The following is a 15230-nucleotide window of genomic DNA, read 5'->3' as shown; positions in this document are numbered from 1 at the left end:
CGACCGTCAGCGCCGGCCTGGCCGCGCGCTGGCGGTGAAGCTGCGGAAGGTGATCGACCAGCGCGTCACCTCCATCTCGGCGATGCTGTGCTCCCAGTCATGCCGCGCCTCGCCGCTGAGATGATAGACCGAGCGGGGCGGCAAGGGCACGGCAACGCGGTCGAAACCGCCCGGCTTGCGCCGTCGGAACCGCATCGTCGCCGGCACGCCGAGCGAAACGCCGACGACATGCTCTAACACCGGCCGGTCGCGATGCCAGCCGATCCCCGCCCCCGGATCATACCGGATCAACAAAGCCTGGACGAGCGCCTCCTCCGGGAGTTGCGCAAACGCGGCGGCGCGCTGGCGGATCGGCAGCAGCCAGTCGGGCAACGGATCGGTGGCGCCGAACTGGCTCGTGTCGAAATCATAATGCCAGCCGAACGACCTGGTCAGCCGCTTGCCCAGCCAGCCCTGGAACTGGAACGGCGCCAGGTCCTGCTCGTCGATCCGGGCGATCAGCATCGCCTCCTCGTCCAGGTCGATCAACGCGTCGCGGTACGCGAGTCCGGGGAGGAGTGGAGTGCCGAAAAGATCCGCAGTCGGGTTTGTCATCGACGGCATGTAGGAACGCGACGCACCCATCCGAAAGCCCCGCGGTTGCCGACCCAGCCGCTGCCATCTACGGCGAAGCGCGCATCCCGGAGACTGCCATGACCGCCCATCTCAAGATCGATTTCGTGTCGGACATCGCCTGTCCGTGGTGCATCATCGGCCTGCGCGCGCTGGAGGAGGCCGTGGCCCGCGCGGCGGATGTGCTCGATGTCGAGATCGTCTTCCAGCCGTTCGAACTCAATCCGGCGATGCCGGCCGGTGGCCAGAACATCGGCGAGCATATCGCGGAGAAATACGGCTCGACCCGCGAGCAGTCGGCGGCCAATCGCGCGATGATCGTCGAGCGTGCACGCGACCTCGGCTTCACGATGGCGATGACCGACGCAAGCCGGATCTACAACACGTTCGACGCGCACCGCCTGTTGCACTGGGCGCAGATCGAAGGGAGGCAGGCGGCGCTCAAGCACGCGCTGTTCACGGCCAATTTCACCGCCAATGCCGACCTCGGCGATCCGCGCGTGCTGGTCGATGCCGCGACCAGGGCCGGGCTCGATTCGGTCGCCGCCAAAGAGGTGCTGCGGTCCGGACGCTATGCCGACGAGGTCCGCGCGGCAGAGGAGCTCTGGCGCGCCCGCGGGATCAATGCGGTGCCGGCGATCGTGATAAACGACCGGCATCTGATCTCGGGCGGCCAGCCGGTCGAGGTCTTCGAACAGGCGCTACGCCGGATCGCCGCAGCCGGCTGATCCGGTCCGCCCGATCCCGGGATGGGGTGGACTGCAGTCCGCCCAGCCTCGCGCCAACCGCGCCGCGCCCGATCGGCCCGAGCGACGGGCGCCACCCCGGCGTTACCCGGTGAAAGATCACACCTAGGCCGGCCCCGGCTCGCCCCCTCAGTTCAGCGCCTCAGTTCAGCGTCGTCATCTCGACGGGCTTGCCCTTGGTGGTCGGGTTGGACGCGTTCGCCTTGGGTGCCTTTTCGGCCTTGGGCTTGCGCACTTCCTTGCTGGATTTCTTCTGGCTCTTCGCCATCACGGCACCTCATGGGGCGGAAGGCCCCGCAGTCACACTACACGCGTTGCCGCCAATGCCCCCATCTTATCGATTCGGCGTCCCACGCAGCAGGTCGAGCGTCGCAGGATCGTCGGCCCCGACGAAAAACCGCTCCAGCGCCGCGCGGAATGGTGCCGGATCGTCCGCGACCGCCGCGAACAGCGTCATCGACGAGCGCAGCTTCACCGCATCGATCCCGCCCAGGATCGCCTTCGCCGAGCCTCGTGCCCCCGTCACCGCCGAGGTGGCTTCGATCAGGCGCGCCCCCAGCACCGGATGCGCCAGATACGCCCGCGCCTCGTCCGCATCCGCAATCGCATAGGTCCACGCCATCGCGCTCTGGCCGAGCCCGGCGATCTGCGGAAACACGAACCACATCCAGTGACTGCGTTTCGCGCCACGCCGCAGCTCGGCGAGGGCCTGCGGATACACGCCGTCCTGCGCGGCGACGAAGCGATCGAGATCATGATCCATACGCTCGAAATGGTCGCACCTCGGCTCGACGCAACCCCGACATGCGCCGATACGTTGATCCACCAACGAAGAGGATGGCGCATGAAGACGATGATGGCGATCGCGGTGCTCGCGCTGCCCCTGCTGGGCGGGTGCGGCAAGAAGGAAGACCCGACCGACACGCTCGCCGCAAGCAATTATACGCCGCCGCAAACACGCGCGCCGACGCCGATTCCCGGACAGGCGCAGACCACGCCGATCACCGCCTATGTCGGCAAATATCCGCACGACGCGGTCGGCGGCGTCGACTTTTACGATCGTACCGACGTCGCATCGGGGCTCGTCACCGCGGTCGGCGATCCGAAACTGCGTGCGACGATCCGCGGTCGGTCCGGTCCCGAGACGCCGGTGTTCAAGGTCGGTGATCGCGTCGCGGCCTGGGGCTGCGAGCAGCATAATTGCGGCGATCGCAATTGGACCGTGATCGTCGATCCTAAGCGCGGCAGGACGCAGGTCTGTTATCATGACGCGGAAACCATGGGCACGAAAAGCGATTGGTACGACGGCGCCGCACCCGTGCGCCGCGCAGAAACCTGTCCCTCGGAAGGATAAGTCATGCTCGAACACATCCCCGCCTGGCTCGGCCATGCGATGAGCGGTCTGCGCGCCGGTGCCGACAAGCTCGCGATCGTCCAGCTCGGCGGGAATTTCGAAACGCTCGACCTGACCAGCCCGGCGTTCGCGCATGAGGCTCGTCTGCCGCCACGGTTCACCGCGGATGGCGAGGGCGTATCGCCGCCGCTCGTCTGGAGCGAACCGCCGGTCGGGACCGAGCGCATGGTCCTGATCGTCGAGGATGCCGACGCGCCGACGCCGCAGCCTTTGGTGCACGCGATAATCTGGGGCCTCGAAGCCGATGCGGGGCGGCTGGCCGAGGGCGCGATCGTTGCCGACGACGCGGGCGACGCTTCAGGGCGCGACGTGGGGCGCAATTCATACCTGCGCGAGGGCTGGCTGCCACTCGATCCACCTAGCGGGCATGGCGAGCACCGTTACGCATTCCAGCTGTTCGCGATCGGTGCGGGGGCAGGGGATGCCGGCGCGACACCCGGGCGCTCGGCGGTGATCGAAGCCATTACCGGCCATGTGTTGGCGGCTGGGCTGCTGATCGGAACATATTCGCGGGAGGAGGAGGTACCGGTCGGACCTGTCGGACTGGGCGTACCTGCCTGAACCTTGCTGTCGTTCAAACTTCGGGGTTCAGGCGAGTGTCACGCCGGTGTGCGTCACGATCAGGAGGATGGTGGTGGAAAAGGCGGCGAGGCCGATAAGAACGCTGCGACCCATGATTGCTCTCCGAATGTTGAGTTAGGCGCCAGGATCAGACAATCGGGATGATCGGCGTAGCGGCGCTGACAGCGATGGCTGCGAAGAACACTGCGCCGACGAACGAGAGAGCGATGCGCTGGGCGGTTTCGAAACGGAACGACATGGGGATTTCCTTCGATTGGCGGGGTGTCGGACCATCCGGCCCCCGATATCGAATGCTTTGCACGGCTCGTGCCAGTTTCTTAACTAGCTGATCTACGCCGACTTTTCTTTTTAATGGTCGCCGAGTTGGGAAACCGCACCACACGTCCGTCGTAAATCGCGCCAATTTGCGGGATCAGCCGGCGCAGACCCTGTCGCGACCCGCGGCCTTGGCGGTGTAAAGCAGCCGATCGGCGCGGGAAAACGCAGTCTCGGCGGTTTCCTCGGGGTGGATCGCGGTGATCCCGGCCGAGAAGGTGACGATCCCGAGCGGCATGTCCGTGTCGCGGTTGCGAAAGCGCTTGGCGGCCACGATCGCGCGCACCGAGTCGAGCAGTTCCGCCGCTTCGCTCAGGCTCAGCCCGCCGAGCAGCACCGCGAACTCCTCGCCGCCATGGCGGACGACCAGATGCGGCGCGCATTCGGTCGCCATCGCCTGCCCGATCGCGGTCAGCACCCGGTCGCCGACGCCGTGGCCGTGAACGTCGTTGACGTGCTTGAACCGGTCGATGTCGCACACCGCGAGGCAGTGCGGCCCGGCCGCCAGATCGCGTGCCGCAAACGCCTCTTCGAACGCGCGTCGGTTCGGCAGGCCGGTGAGTACGTCGCGCCGCGCGCTGTCCAGCGCCTCGACCAGCTTGGCGCGCAACGTCTCCGTCTCGGCGGTCGCTTCCGCCAGCCTGACCTCGCTGTCGCGGATGCGGGCGATCATGGTGCTGGTGATCCGCGTGATCTCGTCGATTTCGGCCAGTTGCGTGATCGCTGCCGCGCTCTGCTCCAGGTCACGCCCGAAGCCGCGCGTTTCGGCCTGCATCGTCCGCATGATCTGCGCGAACCCGTCGACATGCTGCTGAGTCTCGGCAACCAGCGCGATGGCGGCGTCGACCTCGGTATCCGACTCGGAATTAGCCTGGCGCGATCGAACCGGGGGAGAGCCTTCGACGACCTGTCCGCCGAGTCGTTCGATGTCGCGTCGGGTCAGGCGGACGCCGTCTTCGGTCAGTCTTGCGACCGCTCTGGCGAGCGGCTCGTCCGGCGCCGAAAGTATGGCGAACGCGAAATCATAATGTGCAGGATCGGGGCTCAAGCCCTGGGCGTCGAGAAACCGGCCGATTCGCTCGAACAGCGTGGTGTCCCGCCCCGGCTTCGAGGCCGATCTTCGTGCTCGCGCGTCCCGCATGGTATTCTCCGAGTCCTCCATACCGAAGATAGACCGGAAAACGTTAGCATACAGTCACCAAACCGGCAGGTATTTGCCGGTTTGGTGACGATCGATGATTTGCTCGATTATTTTCCCGTCAGCTTCTGGACCGCGGCGAGCGTCGTCGCAACGTGCTCGGCCGGGTTCATGTCGTCATGGACGAACGCGATGCGGCCGTCCTTGGCGATGACGTAGCTGGTGCGCTTGGTCACGTCGCGGCCTGCAATCTGCTTGCCGAGTGCGACGTCATAGCCGGTGACGACCTTCGGGCCGGCGCTGGCGACCGCGAATTTGCCCGCGCACTTCTCGGCCGAGAATTTGCTGAGCGTCTCGACGTTGTCGGCCGACATGCCGATCACCGTGCCACCCGCCTTGGTGAACGCCGGGATCGCCTCGGCGAACGCATGCGCCTCGGCGTTGCAGCCGCCGGTATAGGCCGCCGGGAAGAAATACAGCACGACCGGGCCCTTTTTGAGCTGCTCGGCGAGGTGGACCGTGAACACCTTGCCGGCGATCGCGCCCCGCGTCGTGAAGTCGGGTGCCCTGGCACCGGGCGCGAGTGCGGCGAACGCGGGCGTTGCGGCGAGGAAGGCGGCGGCGGCGAGAGTCTGGACGAGGCGCATGGACGATACTCCGGTTGAATTGCAACGACCTACGCCGACGCAGGCGTTCCGTCCATTGCTCCCTGCGGCTGCGACCGATAGGCAGGGGGCATGCCAGTAACCCAAGCCGATATCGACCTCGCGCACCGCCTCGCGGATGCTGCGGGCCACGTCATCCGACCCTATTTCCGCCACGAGCACGGCGTCGAGATCAAGGACGACCAGTCCCCCGTCACGCGCGCCGATCGCGAGGCCGAATCGGCGATGCGCCGCCTGCTCGACGCGGAGCGCTCGGGCGACGGGATCGTCGGCGAGGAGTTCGGCGAGAAGGCCGGCGTCACCAACCGCAAATGGGTGCTCGACCCGATCGACGGCACGCGCAGCTTCACGGTCGGCCGCGCGATCTTCGGGACTTTGATCGCACTGGTCGAGGATGGCTGGCCGGTGCTCGGGATCATCGACCAGCCGGTCCAGCGCGAGCGCTGGGTCGGCGTCGCCGGGCGGCCGACGACGCTCAACGGCGTGCCCGTCCGAACGCGCGCCTGCCGCGAACTGGCGGGTTCGACGATCGCCACCACCAGCCCGCACCTCTTCGACGAAGACGACGTGCAGCCGTATTTGGCGCTGGTCGCAGCGATCTCCGGCGGCAACCCGAGGCAGGGCCCGGTGTACGGCGGCGACTGCTACAATTACGGCCTGCTCGCGAGCGGCCATCTCGATGTTGTCTGTGAATCCGGCCTCAAGATCTACGATTTTGCCGCGCTGGTCCCGGTGGTCGAAGGCGCCGGCGGCATGATGTGCGACTGGAACGGCGACCCGCTGACCGCGGCAAGCGAAGGCCATGTGCTGGCGATCGGCGACCCCGCCCGCATGGACGACGTGCTCGAGGCGATGCACCGGTTGCAGCATGGACAAGACCATGGGCACGGCCACTAAAAGTCCCCCTCCCGCCTGCGGGAGGGGCTAGGGGAGGGCACGACGTACGTACCGGCGTCCGGCCCGCGAGGCGATCCCCTCCCCCGACCCCTCCCGCGAGCGGGAAGGGAGCAGAAGCGCATAAACCGCTTCGCCTCCTACTCGCACTTTGGTCCGTCATCCCGGCGGACGCCGGGACCCATGGACGCGGAACGCTAGCCATCCACGCGCGCCCAACGATCGGCAACGGCGCCAGCCTGATGCCAGGATGGGCGATCTAGGGAGGGGACCGCACGGTTAGCCCCCGCGCCCTCAGAAAATCCCTAGAAACTTCTTCCGCTGTGCCTTGCCCTCGGAGCGGGTCGGCTTCCCGTCCTCGGCCTTCGCCGTCGTCCCGCGCCCGACATCATCGCGCGCCTCCCCCTTTGTCGTCCGCTGCGCCGCCGCGGTTGCCCCTGCCAGCACCGGTCCGCACGCCGTCGACTTCGCATCGCCCACATCGACGAACGCCAGGATACCCGCCACCGGCGTCGCCACCAGTGCCAGACCGAGCCCGCTGCCGACGCGCGCCAGCAGGTCCTTCGAGATTACCTGCAGCTTCGGCGCGGCGAACATCCCGCCGACACTCACCGGCGACTGCCCCGCGAACAGGCTGAACTTCTTCGAATCCGCGCGAAATGCGAGGTCGACCGCCTCGTTGCGGAAACTGAACCCGCCGCGCCCGACGATGACGTTCTTGCGCGTGTCGATCAGGATCGGATCCGCCGCCGCAACGCCGCCGCGGACGGTAAAGCCGACCAAACCGCAGTTCATCTGCACCGGCTCGTCGAGCTTCCCCTGGAACATCCGCTGCGCGAACGTGCCAATGTCGAGTTCGGCGAGCTGCACGTTGCGGACCGACAGCGCCCCCGATGGCAGCACGAACGCGATCCGCCCCCGCGACGACGCGAGTGAATCGTGGATCGAGTCGCCACGCCCGTCGAGCTTGATTCGACCCTTGACGGTCCCGGTCGTCCCGGCCTCGGTCAGCCCATAGCCCTTGAGCAGCTGGCCCAGTGGTGTCGGTGCGAGACGAATGTCGTAGGACACCGCGCTGGGTCGCGCGCGCGTATCGAAGATGACGTCCGAGGCCACGTTGCCGCGCGCCATCGAGAAGGTAAGCGGCGACAGCGCTAGTCGCCCGCGCTCCAGATCAAGCGTCAGGTCGACGTTGGAGATCGGCAGGTTACGCGACTTTACCTTGCCGATCGTCCATTTCAGGTCCGCATCGAAGATCTGCATCGTCGCGACCGGCAAATTCCCGTCGGGCAACAGGCGCTGCGGTGCGGCGCCCGTCGCCGCCGCCGCCGCCACCGCGCCGCGCGTTTCGACGATGTCGGGATTGAAGCCGATGAACGGCGCCGCGTCGATGATGTCGAGGCTCTTCGTCGTCAGCACGGAGTCGAGATGGATGCGCTCGCCATTGACGATCGTCAGCTTGCCCGCGAGATCGGTCCGGCCAGCGATACCCCGCAGTCGCGTAAAGGCGTACTCGTCACCCTGTTTGATGAGCTGCGCGCGCAACTTGTATTTCCGCGTGTTCGGAATCGCGACATCGATGATGCCGAGCAGCGTCGACAGGTTGGCGCCGCGCGCGGTAACCGCCAGCGGCACGTTCTCGACATCGGCGATGCTCGGCAGCGTCCCCGCGACGTCGATGATGTTGCCCGCCGCCCGCGCCCGCGCGACCAGCATGTTCTGGCCGCGATTAGCGGTCGCATCCGGCGACAGCAGTTGCGCGGTCAGCGTGAACGGCGTCTCGCGCAGTCGGCCTCGTCCTGTCAGCCCGACCGCGCGCCCGATCGTCGCGTCGACCGATCGGATGTCGGCGATATTGAGGTCCGCGACGATCCGCATCCGCGGGTCGAGATAGCGCACCGACGTGCCGGTCACCGTCGCGACGTCGATCCGCGGAAACTCGAGCGGCTTGCCCCCCTTCTTCTCGGAGAACGTCCACGTATTCGCGCTGTGCGCCTTGTTCCACTCCAGATCGACGTCGCCGTTGACGAGATCGAGCCAGTAGAGCCGCCGCTTGCCGAAGATCAGCGACAGCGGCGCGATCCGCGTGTCGAGCTTGTCGGCGCGGAACAGGTTCGGCCGGCTCGCCCAATCGGGGTTCGAGAGTGTGAAGTTCTCCGCGTACAGCTTGATCCGGAACGGCGCGAAATAGAGCTGGAAATCGCCGCGCACGGTCAGCGTCCGGTGGGTGAGCGACCCGACGACCCGCTCGAACGGATGCTTCAGGAAGCGCCCCTTGGTGATATACAGCACTAGCCAGATCGCGACGATGACCGCGACGATCCCCAGCAGGATGTTGCGGATGATCCGCCACTTGCGCCATTTTCGCGTCTCGACCGCAATCGGCGCCGGCGCGGGAGCCGGGGAGGGGGCGTCGATCGGCGGCGTAGGGCTGGCGTCCATGCAGGCCCTATCGCATGGCAATCGCGCGAGTTCCACAATGCGGGGTCCGCGACGGTTGATATTTGCGACCAATGCGGATAGTGCGCCCGCTTCCTCGAAGGGAACGCATTCGACGAATCGCCCGGCCAGTGTGGGCTGCCGCGGCGATTTCAGCGTCCTCCTTCGTAACCGAAAGGATAAAAATGCCCAAGCTGAAGACCAAGAGCGGCGTCAAGAAACGCTTCAAGCTCACCGCCACCGGCCTGCTCAAGCACGGCGTCGCCGGCAAGCGTCACCGTCTGGCGCATCACAACGGCAAGTACATCCGTCAGAACCGCGGCACCAAGCTGCTGTCGAAGGCCGATACCGCAGCAGTGAAGGCCTGGGCGCCTTACGGCCTGCGTTGAGCTGAGAAGGAATTAGACAATGGCACGCGTAAAACGGGGTGTTACCACCCGCGCCAAGCACAAGCGTATTTTGGTTCAGGCGAAGGGCTATTATGGCCGTCGCAAGAACACCATCCGCATCGCCCGTCAGGCCGTCGAGAAGGCCGGACAGTACGCATATCGCGACCGCAAGGTTAAGAAGCGCACGTTCCGTGGCCTCTGGATCCAGCGCATCAACGCCGGCGTCCGCGCCGAGGGCCTGACGTATTCGCAGTTCATGCACGGCGTGAAGCTTGCAGGGATCGAACTCGACCGGAAGGTCCTGGCCGACATCGCCATGCACGAGGGCGCTGCGTTCAGCGCGATCGTCGCACAGGTGAAGGCGGCGCTTCCCCAGGCCGCGTAATTCGCGACTGAGGTGAGTTTCGGGAGGGCGTCGGTGGGATACCACCGGCGCCCTTTCTGCGTTTGGGTGTTCTCGCTTGGAGCGTGACTGAAGCGGGACGCCCCGAAATCGTCACCTCTTGTACCCATCTGTCCCGCCCACCCCTCCTCCGTCATCCCGGCGAACGCCGGGACCCACGGTTACGGCGGACCCGGCGATAACGTGCTAACATCACCCGCCCGCTACCGTGGGTCCCGGCGTCCGCCGGGATGACGGAGTTAAAATCACGGATGCTAATGATCCGGGACGCGGTGATCAGGGGAGCACGAAATGCGCGAAACCTTCCAGCCGTGCGTCTACATCCTCCACTCCCGCCGCCACGGCACGCTCTACATCGGCGTCACCTCAAACTTGCTCGCAAGGCTGGTTCAGCACCGAGAGGGGTTGATCCCCGGCTTCACTCGCCGGTACGGCATCAAGCGTCTCGCCTATTACGAGATGTTCGACACGATGGAGGCCGCGATCGTACGCGAGAAGCGGCTGAAGGAATGGCGAAGAGCGTGGAAGATCGACCTGATCGAAGCGCACAACGAAAGTTGGGACGATCTGGGTATCGGCCTCGGGCTGCCCCGCCTAACCGAACCCGCCCTGGGAGTATGACGTGACCGAAGACCTGAACCAGATGCGCGATCACATGCTGACGGCGATCGCCGCCGCATCCGGGCTCGACGCGCTCGACGCGTGCCGGGTCGAGGCGCTCGGCAAGCAGGGCACGATCACCGCGCTGCTCAAGACGCTCGGCAAGATGACGCCGGAAGAACGCCTCGTCCAAGGCCCGCTGATCCAGGGCCTCCGCGAAGCCGTCGCCAACGGCATCGCCGAGCGCAAGGCCACGCTCGAACGCGCCGCGCTCGACGCGCGTCTTGCCAGCGAAACGCTCGACATGACGCTCCCCGCCGACGCCACGCCCGCCGGCACGATCCACCCGGTCAGCCAGGTCATGGACGAACTCGCCGAGATCTTCGCCGACCTCGGCTTCGCGGTCGCCACCGGTCCCGAGATCGAGACCGACTGGCACAATTTCACCGCGCTCAACATCCCCGAGACGCACCCCGCGCGGGCGATGCACGACACCTTCTATCTCCAGCAGGGGATCGACGCGAAGACCGCCGGCACCGCCGACGAGAAGACGACCTTCTCGCTGCTCCGCACGCACACGTCGCCGGTCCAGATCCGCACGATGTTGAGCCAGAAGCCCCCGATTCGCATCATCGCCCCCGGCCGCACCTATCGCTCGGACTCGGACGCGACGCATACGCCGATGTTCCACCAGGTCGAGGGCCTCGTGATCGACAAGGGCATCACGCTCGGCCACCTGAAGTGGACGCTCGAGACGTTCGTGAAGGCGTTCTTCGAGCGCGACGACATCGTGCTCCGCCTGCGCCCCAGCTACTTCCCCTTCACCGAGCCGTCGGTCGAGATCGACGTCGGCTACACGCTGGTGAAGGGCAAGCGCGTCGTCGGCGGCGCCGAGCCCGATGGCTGGCTGGAAATCCTCGGCTCCGGCATGGTCCACCGCAAGGTGATCGAAGCGTGCGGGCTCGACCCCGACGAATGGCAGGGTTTCGCGTTCGGCTGCGGGATCGACCGCCTGGCCATGCTCAAATACGGCATGGACGATCTCCGCCCGTTCTTCGACGGCGATATCCGCTGGCTCAAGCATTACGGTTTTTCGAGCCTCGACGTCCCCACCTTGTCCGGCGGAGTCGGCGCATGAAGTTCACCCTCAGCTGGCTCAAGCAGCACCTCGAAACCACCGCCACGATCGACCAGATCGTCGAGGCGCTGACCCGCATCGGCCTCGAAGTCGAAGGCGTGGAGAACCCCGGCGAGAAGCTGGCCGCGTTCAAGATCGCCAAGGTGCTCAGCGCAGAACGCCACCCGCAGGCCGACAAGCTCCAGATCCTGTCGGTCGACGCCGGTAACGGCCCGCTGCAGGTCGTCTGCGGCGCCCCCAACGCGCGCGCCGGTCTGGTCGGCGTGTTCGGCGCACCCGGTGCCTACGTCCCCGGTCTCGACATCACGCTCAAGCTTGCGAGCATCCGCGGCGTCGAATCCAACGGCATGATGTGCTCGACGCGCGAGCTGGAACTCGGCGAGGACCATGACGGCATCATCGAACTGCCCTCGGACGCGCCGATCGGCACGCCGTACCCCGACTATGCCGGCCTGACCGATCCCGTCATCGATGTCGCGATCACGCCCAACCGCCAGGACTGCATGGGCGTTCGGGGCATCGCCCGAGACCTCGCCGCCGCTGGCCTCGGCACGCTCACGCCGCTGACGTTCGACGCATTCACGAGCGAGGGCGCAGGCCCCGACGTCCGCACCGACGACACTGCCGGCTGCCCCGCGTTCTTCGCCCAAACGGTCACTGGCGTAACCAACGGCGAATCCCCCGAGTGGATGCGCCGCAGCCTGATCGCGATCGGCCAGAAGCCGATCTCCGCGCTCGTCGACATCACTAACTATCTGATGATCGACCTCGGCCGCCCGTTGCACGTCTACGACCGCGCGAAGCTTTCCGGCGGCCTCGTCGCGCGGAAAGCCAAGGACGGCGAACAGGTCGTCGCGCTCAACGGCAAGACCTACACGCTCGACGCGACCATGACCGTCATCGCCGACGACGCTGCCGTGCACGACATCGGCGGCATCATGGGCGGCGAGCATTCGGGCATCTCCGCGGACACCACCGACGTGCTGATCGAATGCGCGTATTTCGATCCCGACCACATCGCGCGCACCGGCCAGAAGCTGACGCTCGCCTCCGACGCGCGCAGCCGCTTCGAACGCGGCGTCGACCCCGCGTTCCTCGAAGATGGCCTCGCGATCGCCACCGCGCTCGTGCTCCACATCTGCGGCGGCAGCGCGAGTGAAGTCACCCGCTCGGGCGAAGCTCCGCTCGAACCCCGCGTAATCCACTACGACCCGCGCCTCAGCGCAGACCTCGGCGGCCTCCACGTCGCCCCCGAGCGCCAGGCGCGCACGCTCCTGTCGCTCGGCTTCACGATCGGCGCGATCAAATCGGCCGATGCGTTCAGCGACGCGCTGTTCTCGACGATCGAGGGCAAATGGCCGGTCACCATCCCGACCTGGCGCCGCGACGTCGACGGCCCCGCCGATCTCGTCGAGGAAGTCGTCCGCATCGAGGGCATCGGTTCGATCCCATCGACACCGCTCCCGCGCATGCCCGGCGTCGCCAAGCCCACCGCCACGCCCGAGCAGAAGCTCGAGCGTCGTGCACGTCGCGCGGCAGCAGCCCGTGGCCTCGACGAGGCGGTAACCTGGAGCTTCCTCTCCGACGCCGAAGCCGCGCCTTTCGGTGGCGGCGCGTGGACGCTCGCCAACCCGATCAGCGAAGACCTCAAGGTCATGCGCCCCTCGCTGCTCCCCGGCCTGCTCGCCGCTACGGGACGCAACCTCAAGCGCGGCCAGCAAAGCGTTCGCCTGTTCGAGATCGGCCGCCGCTACCTGGCGGACGCCGAACGCGCGACGCTAGGCGTAGTCCTCGCCGGCGACCGCCGCCCCCGCGGCTGGCGCGAAGGCAAGGCTGCGAGCTTCGACGCGTATGACGCGAAGGCCGAGGCGATTGCGCTGCTCGCGGCCTCGGGCGCGCCGGTCGATAACCTCCAAGTGATGGGTGAGGCCGGCGACGCTTGGCACCCGGGCCAGTCGGGCACGCTCCGCCTCGGGCCGAAGACGGTGTTGGCGAGCTTCGGCATGCTCCACCCATCCGTGCTGAAGGCGTTCGACCTCGATGGCGCGGTGGCCGCGGTAGAAGTCTACCTCGACGCGATTCCGCCTAAGCGCGCCACCGGCTTCGCGCGTCCTGCCTACACGCCGCCAGCACTCCAAGCAGTCCGCCGCGACTTCGCGTTCCTCGTGCCCGCGGCGCTCGCCACGGACACGCTGGTCCGCGCGGTCAAGGGGGCCGACAAGGCCGCGATCGTCTCCGCCCGGGTGTTCGACGTGTTCACCGGCGCTGGGGTGGAGGACGGCCACAAGTCGGTCGCGGTCGAGATCGTCCTGCAACCGACCGCCAAGAGCTTCACCGACGAAGAGATCAAGGCGATCGCCGACAAGGTGGTAGCCACGGCAGCAAAACAAGGCGCGACCCTGCGCGTTTAACCGTGCCCTCACCCTTCCCACGGCCAAGCGGCCGCGGGCCCCTTCCCTTACCCCGAGGGGAGAGGGAGAGACGCCGAAGGCGGCGAGGGTGAGGTTACGTGCTGGCGTCCTCATACCACCCCGGCGAAGGCCGGGGCCCAAGTGGCAAGGCCATCGTGATGAAGCGATGCCCTTCGTTAACACCGTTCTCCAATTGGGCCCCGGCCTCCGCCGGGGTGGTGCTGATGTCGCGGGTTGTCTTGTGAGCGTTACGCGGCCTCGCGCGTTAAGAATGACGGAAGGAACCCCATGACCGACCTGATCACGATCGCCAACGCCCACCTCACCGCCCAAATCAACCCCCACGGCGCCGAACTCACCCACCTCCACGACGCCGACGGCCGCGAGTTGATGACCGACGCCGACCCGGCATTCTGGACCGGTCGCGCGCCGGTCCTCTTCCCCGTCGTCGGCGTCGTCAACGAAGGCGTCATCCGCCTCGACGGCCAGGCCTACCCGATGCAGAAGCACGGCTTCGCCCGCCACTCGACCTTCGAGGTCGTCGCACAGACCGAAACCTCCGCCACCTTCCGCCTCACCGACAGCGAGGAAACCCGGAAAGCCTACCCTTTCGCGTTCGCGCTCGACATCGTCTTCACGCTCGACGGCGCGACGCTCGCGATCGAGGCGCGCATCCACAACCGCACCGACGCGGCGATGCCGGCAAGCTTCGGCTTCCACCCCGCCTTCGCCTGGCCACTCCCGTACGGCGAGTCTCGCGCAGACCACCGCATCACGTTTGACGCCGACGAACCCGGCAAGTTGAAAGCGATCAGCCCCGACGGCCAGATCGCCATCGACGAACGCCCCTCGCCGGTAGAGAACCGCGTGATCGCCCTCCGCGACGAACTCTTCGCGAAGGACGCCCTCGTCTGGGATCCGATCCACTCCGACGCCGTCACCTACGGCGCCAAGACCGGCCCGCAACTCCACATCGCCTTCCCCGACACCCCCAAGCTCGGCATCTGGACCAAGCCCGGCGCGGCCTATGTCTGCGTCGAACCCTGGCACGGCATCGCCGACCCCGAGGGCTATACCGGCGATTATCGCGACAAACCCGGCGTGTTCGAGATCCCCGCCGGCGGTACGAAGCGCATCGAAATGAGCGTGACGCTGGTCCAGGAGCACTGACGAACTCCCCTCCCTGAAAGGGAGGGGCAGGGGGTGGGTCGGTTTCCGCATCACGGCACGGTTGCGACCAAAGCTGACCGACCCACCCCCAACCCCTCCCTTCCAGGGAGGGGAGAGCGTTGCGTTTGGGGAGCAGAGTCGCTCCTGCCACCGGTCCTCATCGAGGCCCCCTCTGTCCTACACGCCCCGCATCTGCCAATAGCACGCGATGATCGCTGCATGCCGCCTCCTCCCGATCCCGCCGCGTCCCGCGCGGGAAGGGGATTGCGAGCGGCACGTAGCCTGAACTTCCTTACCTTCCGAGCCCAGACTCG

The 15230-nt window shown here is 66.8% G+C and carries 16 protein-coding genes; 10 read left to right on the top strand and 6 right to left on the bottom strand.

What is annotated here, in order from left to right:
- Nucleotides 1-6: 6 nt before the first annotated feature.
- Nucleotides 7-594, bottom strand: a complete 588-nt coding sequence (locus H8S47_RS04130) for an alpha-ketoglutarate-dependent dioxygenase AlkB (RefSeq protein ID WP_214654925.1) — start codon at nt 592-594, stop codon at nt 7-9.
- A 98-nt stretch (nt 595-692) separates the two neighbouring features.
- Between H8S47_RS04130 and H8S47_RS04125 the strand changes: the two genes are divergently transcribed.
- Nucleotides 693-1340, top strand: coding sequence for a DsbA family oxidoreductase (locus H8S47_RS04125; protein WP_187502650.1), 648 nt, complete (start codon nt 693-695; stop codon nt 1338-1340).
- A 160-nt stretch (nt 1341-1500) separates the two neighbouring features.
- On the opposite strand, the gene H8S47_RS19010 is transcribed toward H8S47_RS04125, so the two are convergent.
- Nucleotides 1501-1626 carry a hypothetical protein gene (locus tag H8S47_RS19010; protein WP_259457500.1) on the bottom strand — a complete coding sequence of 42 codons (126 nt, stop codon included), beginning with the start codon at nt 1624-1626 and terminating at the stop codon, nt 1501-1503.
- 66 nt (nt 1627-1692) lie between these two features.
- On the bottom strand, nt 1693-2121 hold the full coding sequence (locus tag H8S47_RS04120) for a DUF1810 domain-containing protein (protein WP_187502649.1): 429 nt from the start codon (nt 2119-2121) through the stop codon (nt 1693-1695).
- 81 nt (nt 2122-2202) lie between these two features.
- On the opposite strand from H8S47_RS04120, the gene H8S47_RS04115 reads away from it, so the two are divergent.
- A complete protein-coding gene (locus tag H8S47_RS04115) occupies nt 2203-2712 on the top strand; it encodes a hypothetical protein (protein WP_187502648.1) in 510 nt (169 codons plus the stop codon).
- Between the two features lie 3 nt (nt 2713-2715).
- Nucleotides 2716-3333 carry a YbhB/YbcL family Raf kinase inhibitor-like protein gene (locus H8S47_RS04110; RefSeq protein ID WP_187502647.1) on the top strand — a complete coding sequence of 206 codons (618 nt, stop codon included), beginning with the start codon at nt 2716-2718 and terminating at the stop codon, nt 3331-3333.
- Nucleotides 3334-3766: 433 nt separating this feature from the next.
- Here the strand turns inward: H8S47_RS04110 and H8S47_RS04105 are convergent, their stop codons facing one another.
- Entirely contained in the window at nt 3767-4810 is a 1044-nt protein-coding gene (locus tag H8S47_RS04105; RefSeq protein WP_187502646.1) for a GGDEF domain-containing protein, read from the bottom strand.
- Nucleotides 4811-4917: 107 nt separating this feature from the next.
- Nucleotides 4918-5454: a peroxiredoxin gene (locus H8S47_RS04100; RefSeq protein WP_187502645.1), complete on the bottom strand. Its 537-nt coding sequence runs from the start codon at nt 5452-5454 to the stop codon at nt 4918-4920.
- A gap of 90 nt (nt 5455-5544) precedes the next feature.
- Here H8S47_RS04100 and H8S47_RS04095 point away from each other — a divergent pair, with 90 nt between their 5' ends.
- The gene (locus tag H8S47_RS04095; RefSeq protein WP_187502644.1) at nt 5545-6369 is read left to right on the top strand and encodes an inositol monophosphatase family protein; all 825 of its coding nucleotides are present in this window, start codon (nt 5545-5547) and stop codon (nt 6367-6369) included.
- Between the two features lie 291 nt (nt 6370-6660).
- Here H8S47_RS04095 and H8S47_RS04090 read toward each other — a convergent pair whose 3' ends face one another.
- A complete protein-coding gene (locus tag H8S47_RS04090; protein ID WP_187502643.1) occupies nt 6661-8808 on the bottom strand; it encodes an AsmA family protein in 2148 nt (715 codons plus the stop codon).
- 182 nt (nt 8809-8990) lie between these two features.
- Here H8S47_RS04090 and rpmI point away from each other — a divergent pair, with 182 nt between their 5' ends.
- The 6 genes from rpmI to H8S47_RS04060 all read left to right on the top strand — a co-directional run bounded on the left by rpmI (nt 8991) and on the right by H8S47_RS04060 (nt 14916).
- Nucleotides 8991-9194 (top strand): 50S ribosomal protein L35, encoded by a 204-nt coding sequence (rpmI, locus tag H8S47_RS04085; protein ID WP_031395289.1) that lies wholly within the window; start codon nt 8991-8993, stop codon nt 9192-9194.
- Between the two features lie 19 nt (nt 9195-9213).
- Nucleotides 9214-9579, top strand: a complete 366-nt coding sequence (gene rplT, locus H8S47_RS04080; RefSeq protein WP_056054375.1) for a 50S ribosomal protein L20 — start codon at nt 9214-9216, stop codon at nt 9577-9579.
- Nucleotides 9580-9888: 309 nt separating this feature from the next.
- On the top strand, nt 9889-10218 hold the full coding sequence (locus tag H8S47_RS04075) for a GIY-YIG nuclease family protein (protein ID WP_187502642.1): 330 nt from the start codon (nt 9889-9891) through the stop codon (nt 10216-10218).
- A 22-nt stretch (nt 10219-10240) separates the two neighbouring features.
- A complete protein-coding gene (gene pheS, locus H8S47_RS04070) occupies nt 10241-11335 on the top strand; it encodes a phenylalanine--tRNA ligase subunit alpha (RefSeq protein ID WP_187502678.1) in 1095 nt (364 codons plus the stop codon).
- Nucleotides 11332-13746 (top strand): phenylalanine--tRNA ligase subunit beta, encoded by a 2415-nt coding sequence (gene pheT / locus H8S47_RS04065; RefSeq protein WP_187502641.1) that lies wholly within the window; start codon nt 11332-11334, stop codon nt 13744-13746. The genes pheS and pheT overlap by 4 nt, the downstream gene beginning before the upstream one ends.
- A gap of 288 nt (nt 13747-14034) precedes the next feature.
- Nucleotides 14035-14916 (top strand): aldose 1-epimerase family protein, encoded by an 882-nt coding sequence (locus H8S47_RS04060; RefSeq protein WP_187502640.1) that lies wholly within the window; start codon nt 14035-14037, stop codon nt 14914-14916.
- The last annotated feature ends 314 nt before the right edge of the window (nt 14917-15230 follow it).

The organism is Sphingomonas albertensis, from assembly GCF_014358075.1.
Classification (GTDB): domain Bacteria; phylum Pseudomonadota; class Alphaproteobacteria; order Sphingomonadales; family Sphingomonadaceae; genus Sphingomonas; species Sphingomonas albertensis.
This window is presented reverse-complemented; position numbering and strand designations above follow the sequence as displayed.

Coding starts and splice junctions, on each gene's coding strand:
- H8S47_RS04130 (WP_214654925.1), bottom strand. CDS start 594: ATGACAAACCCGACTGCGGATCTTTTCGGCACTCCACTCCTCCCCGGA.
- H8S47_RS04125 (WP_187502650.1), top strand. CDS start 693: ATGACCGCCCATCTCAAGATCGATTTCGTGTCGGACATCGCCTGTCCG.
- H8S47_RS19010 (WP_259457500.1), bottom strand. CDS start 1,626: ATGGCGAAGAGCCAGAAGAAATCCAGCAAGGAAGTGCGCAAGCCCAAG.
- H8S47_RS04120 (WP_187502649.1), bottom strand. CDS start 2,121: ATGGATCATGATCTCGATCGCTTCGTCGCCGCGCAGGACGGCGTGTAT.
- H8S47_RS04115 (WP_187502648.1), top strand. CDS start 2,203: ATGAAGACGATGATGGCGATCGCGGTGCTCGCGCTGCCCCTGCTGGGC.
- H8S47_RS04110 (WP_187502647.1), top strand. CDS start 2,716: ATGCTCGAACACATCCCCGCCTGGCTCGGCCATGCGATGAGCGGTCTG.
- H8S47_RS04105 (WP_187502646.1), bottom strand. CDS start 4,810: ATGCGGGACGCGCGAGCACGAAGATCGGCCTCGAAGCCGGGGCGGGAC.
- H8S47_RS04100 (WP_187502645.1), bottom strand. CDS start 5,454: ATGCGCCTCGTCCAGACTCTCGCCGCCGCCGCCTTCCTCGCCGCAACG.
- H8S47_RS04095 (WP_187502644.1), top strand. CDS start 5,545: ATGCCAGTAACCCAAGCCGATATCGACCTCGCGCACCGCCTCGCGGAT.
- H8S47_RS04090 (WP_187502643.1), bottom strand. CDS start 8,808: ATGGACGCCAGCCCTACGCCGCCGATCGACGCCCCCTCCCCGGCTCCC.
- rpmI (WP_031395289.1), top strand. CDS start 8,991: ATGCCCAAGCTGAAGACCAAGAGCGGCGTCAAGAAACGCTTCAAGCTC.
- rplT (WP_056054375.1), top strand. CDS start 9,214: ATGGCACGCGTAAAACGGGGTGTTACCACCCGCGCCAAGCACAAGCGT.
- H8S47_RS04075 (WP_187502642.1), top strand. CDS start 9,889: ATGCGCGAAACCTTCCAGCCGTGCGTCTACATCCTCCACTCCCGCCGC.
- pheS (WP_187502678.1), top strand. CDS start 10,241: ATGCGCGATCACATGCTGACGGCGATCGCCGCCGCATCCGGGCTCGAC.
- pheT (WP_187502641.1), top strand. CDS start 11,332: ATGAAGTTCACCCTCAGCTGGCTCAAGCAGCACCTCGAAACCACCGCC.
- H8S47_RS04060 (WP_187502640.1), top strand. CDS start 14,035: ATGACCGACCTGATCACGATCGCCAACGCCCACCTCACCGCCCAAATC.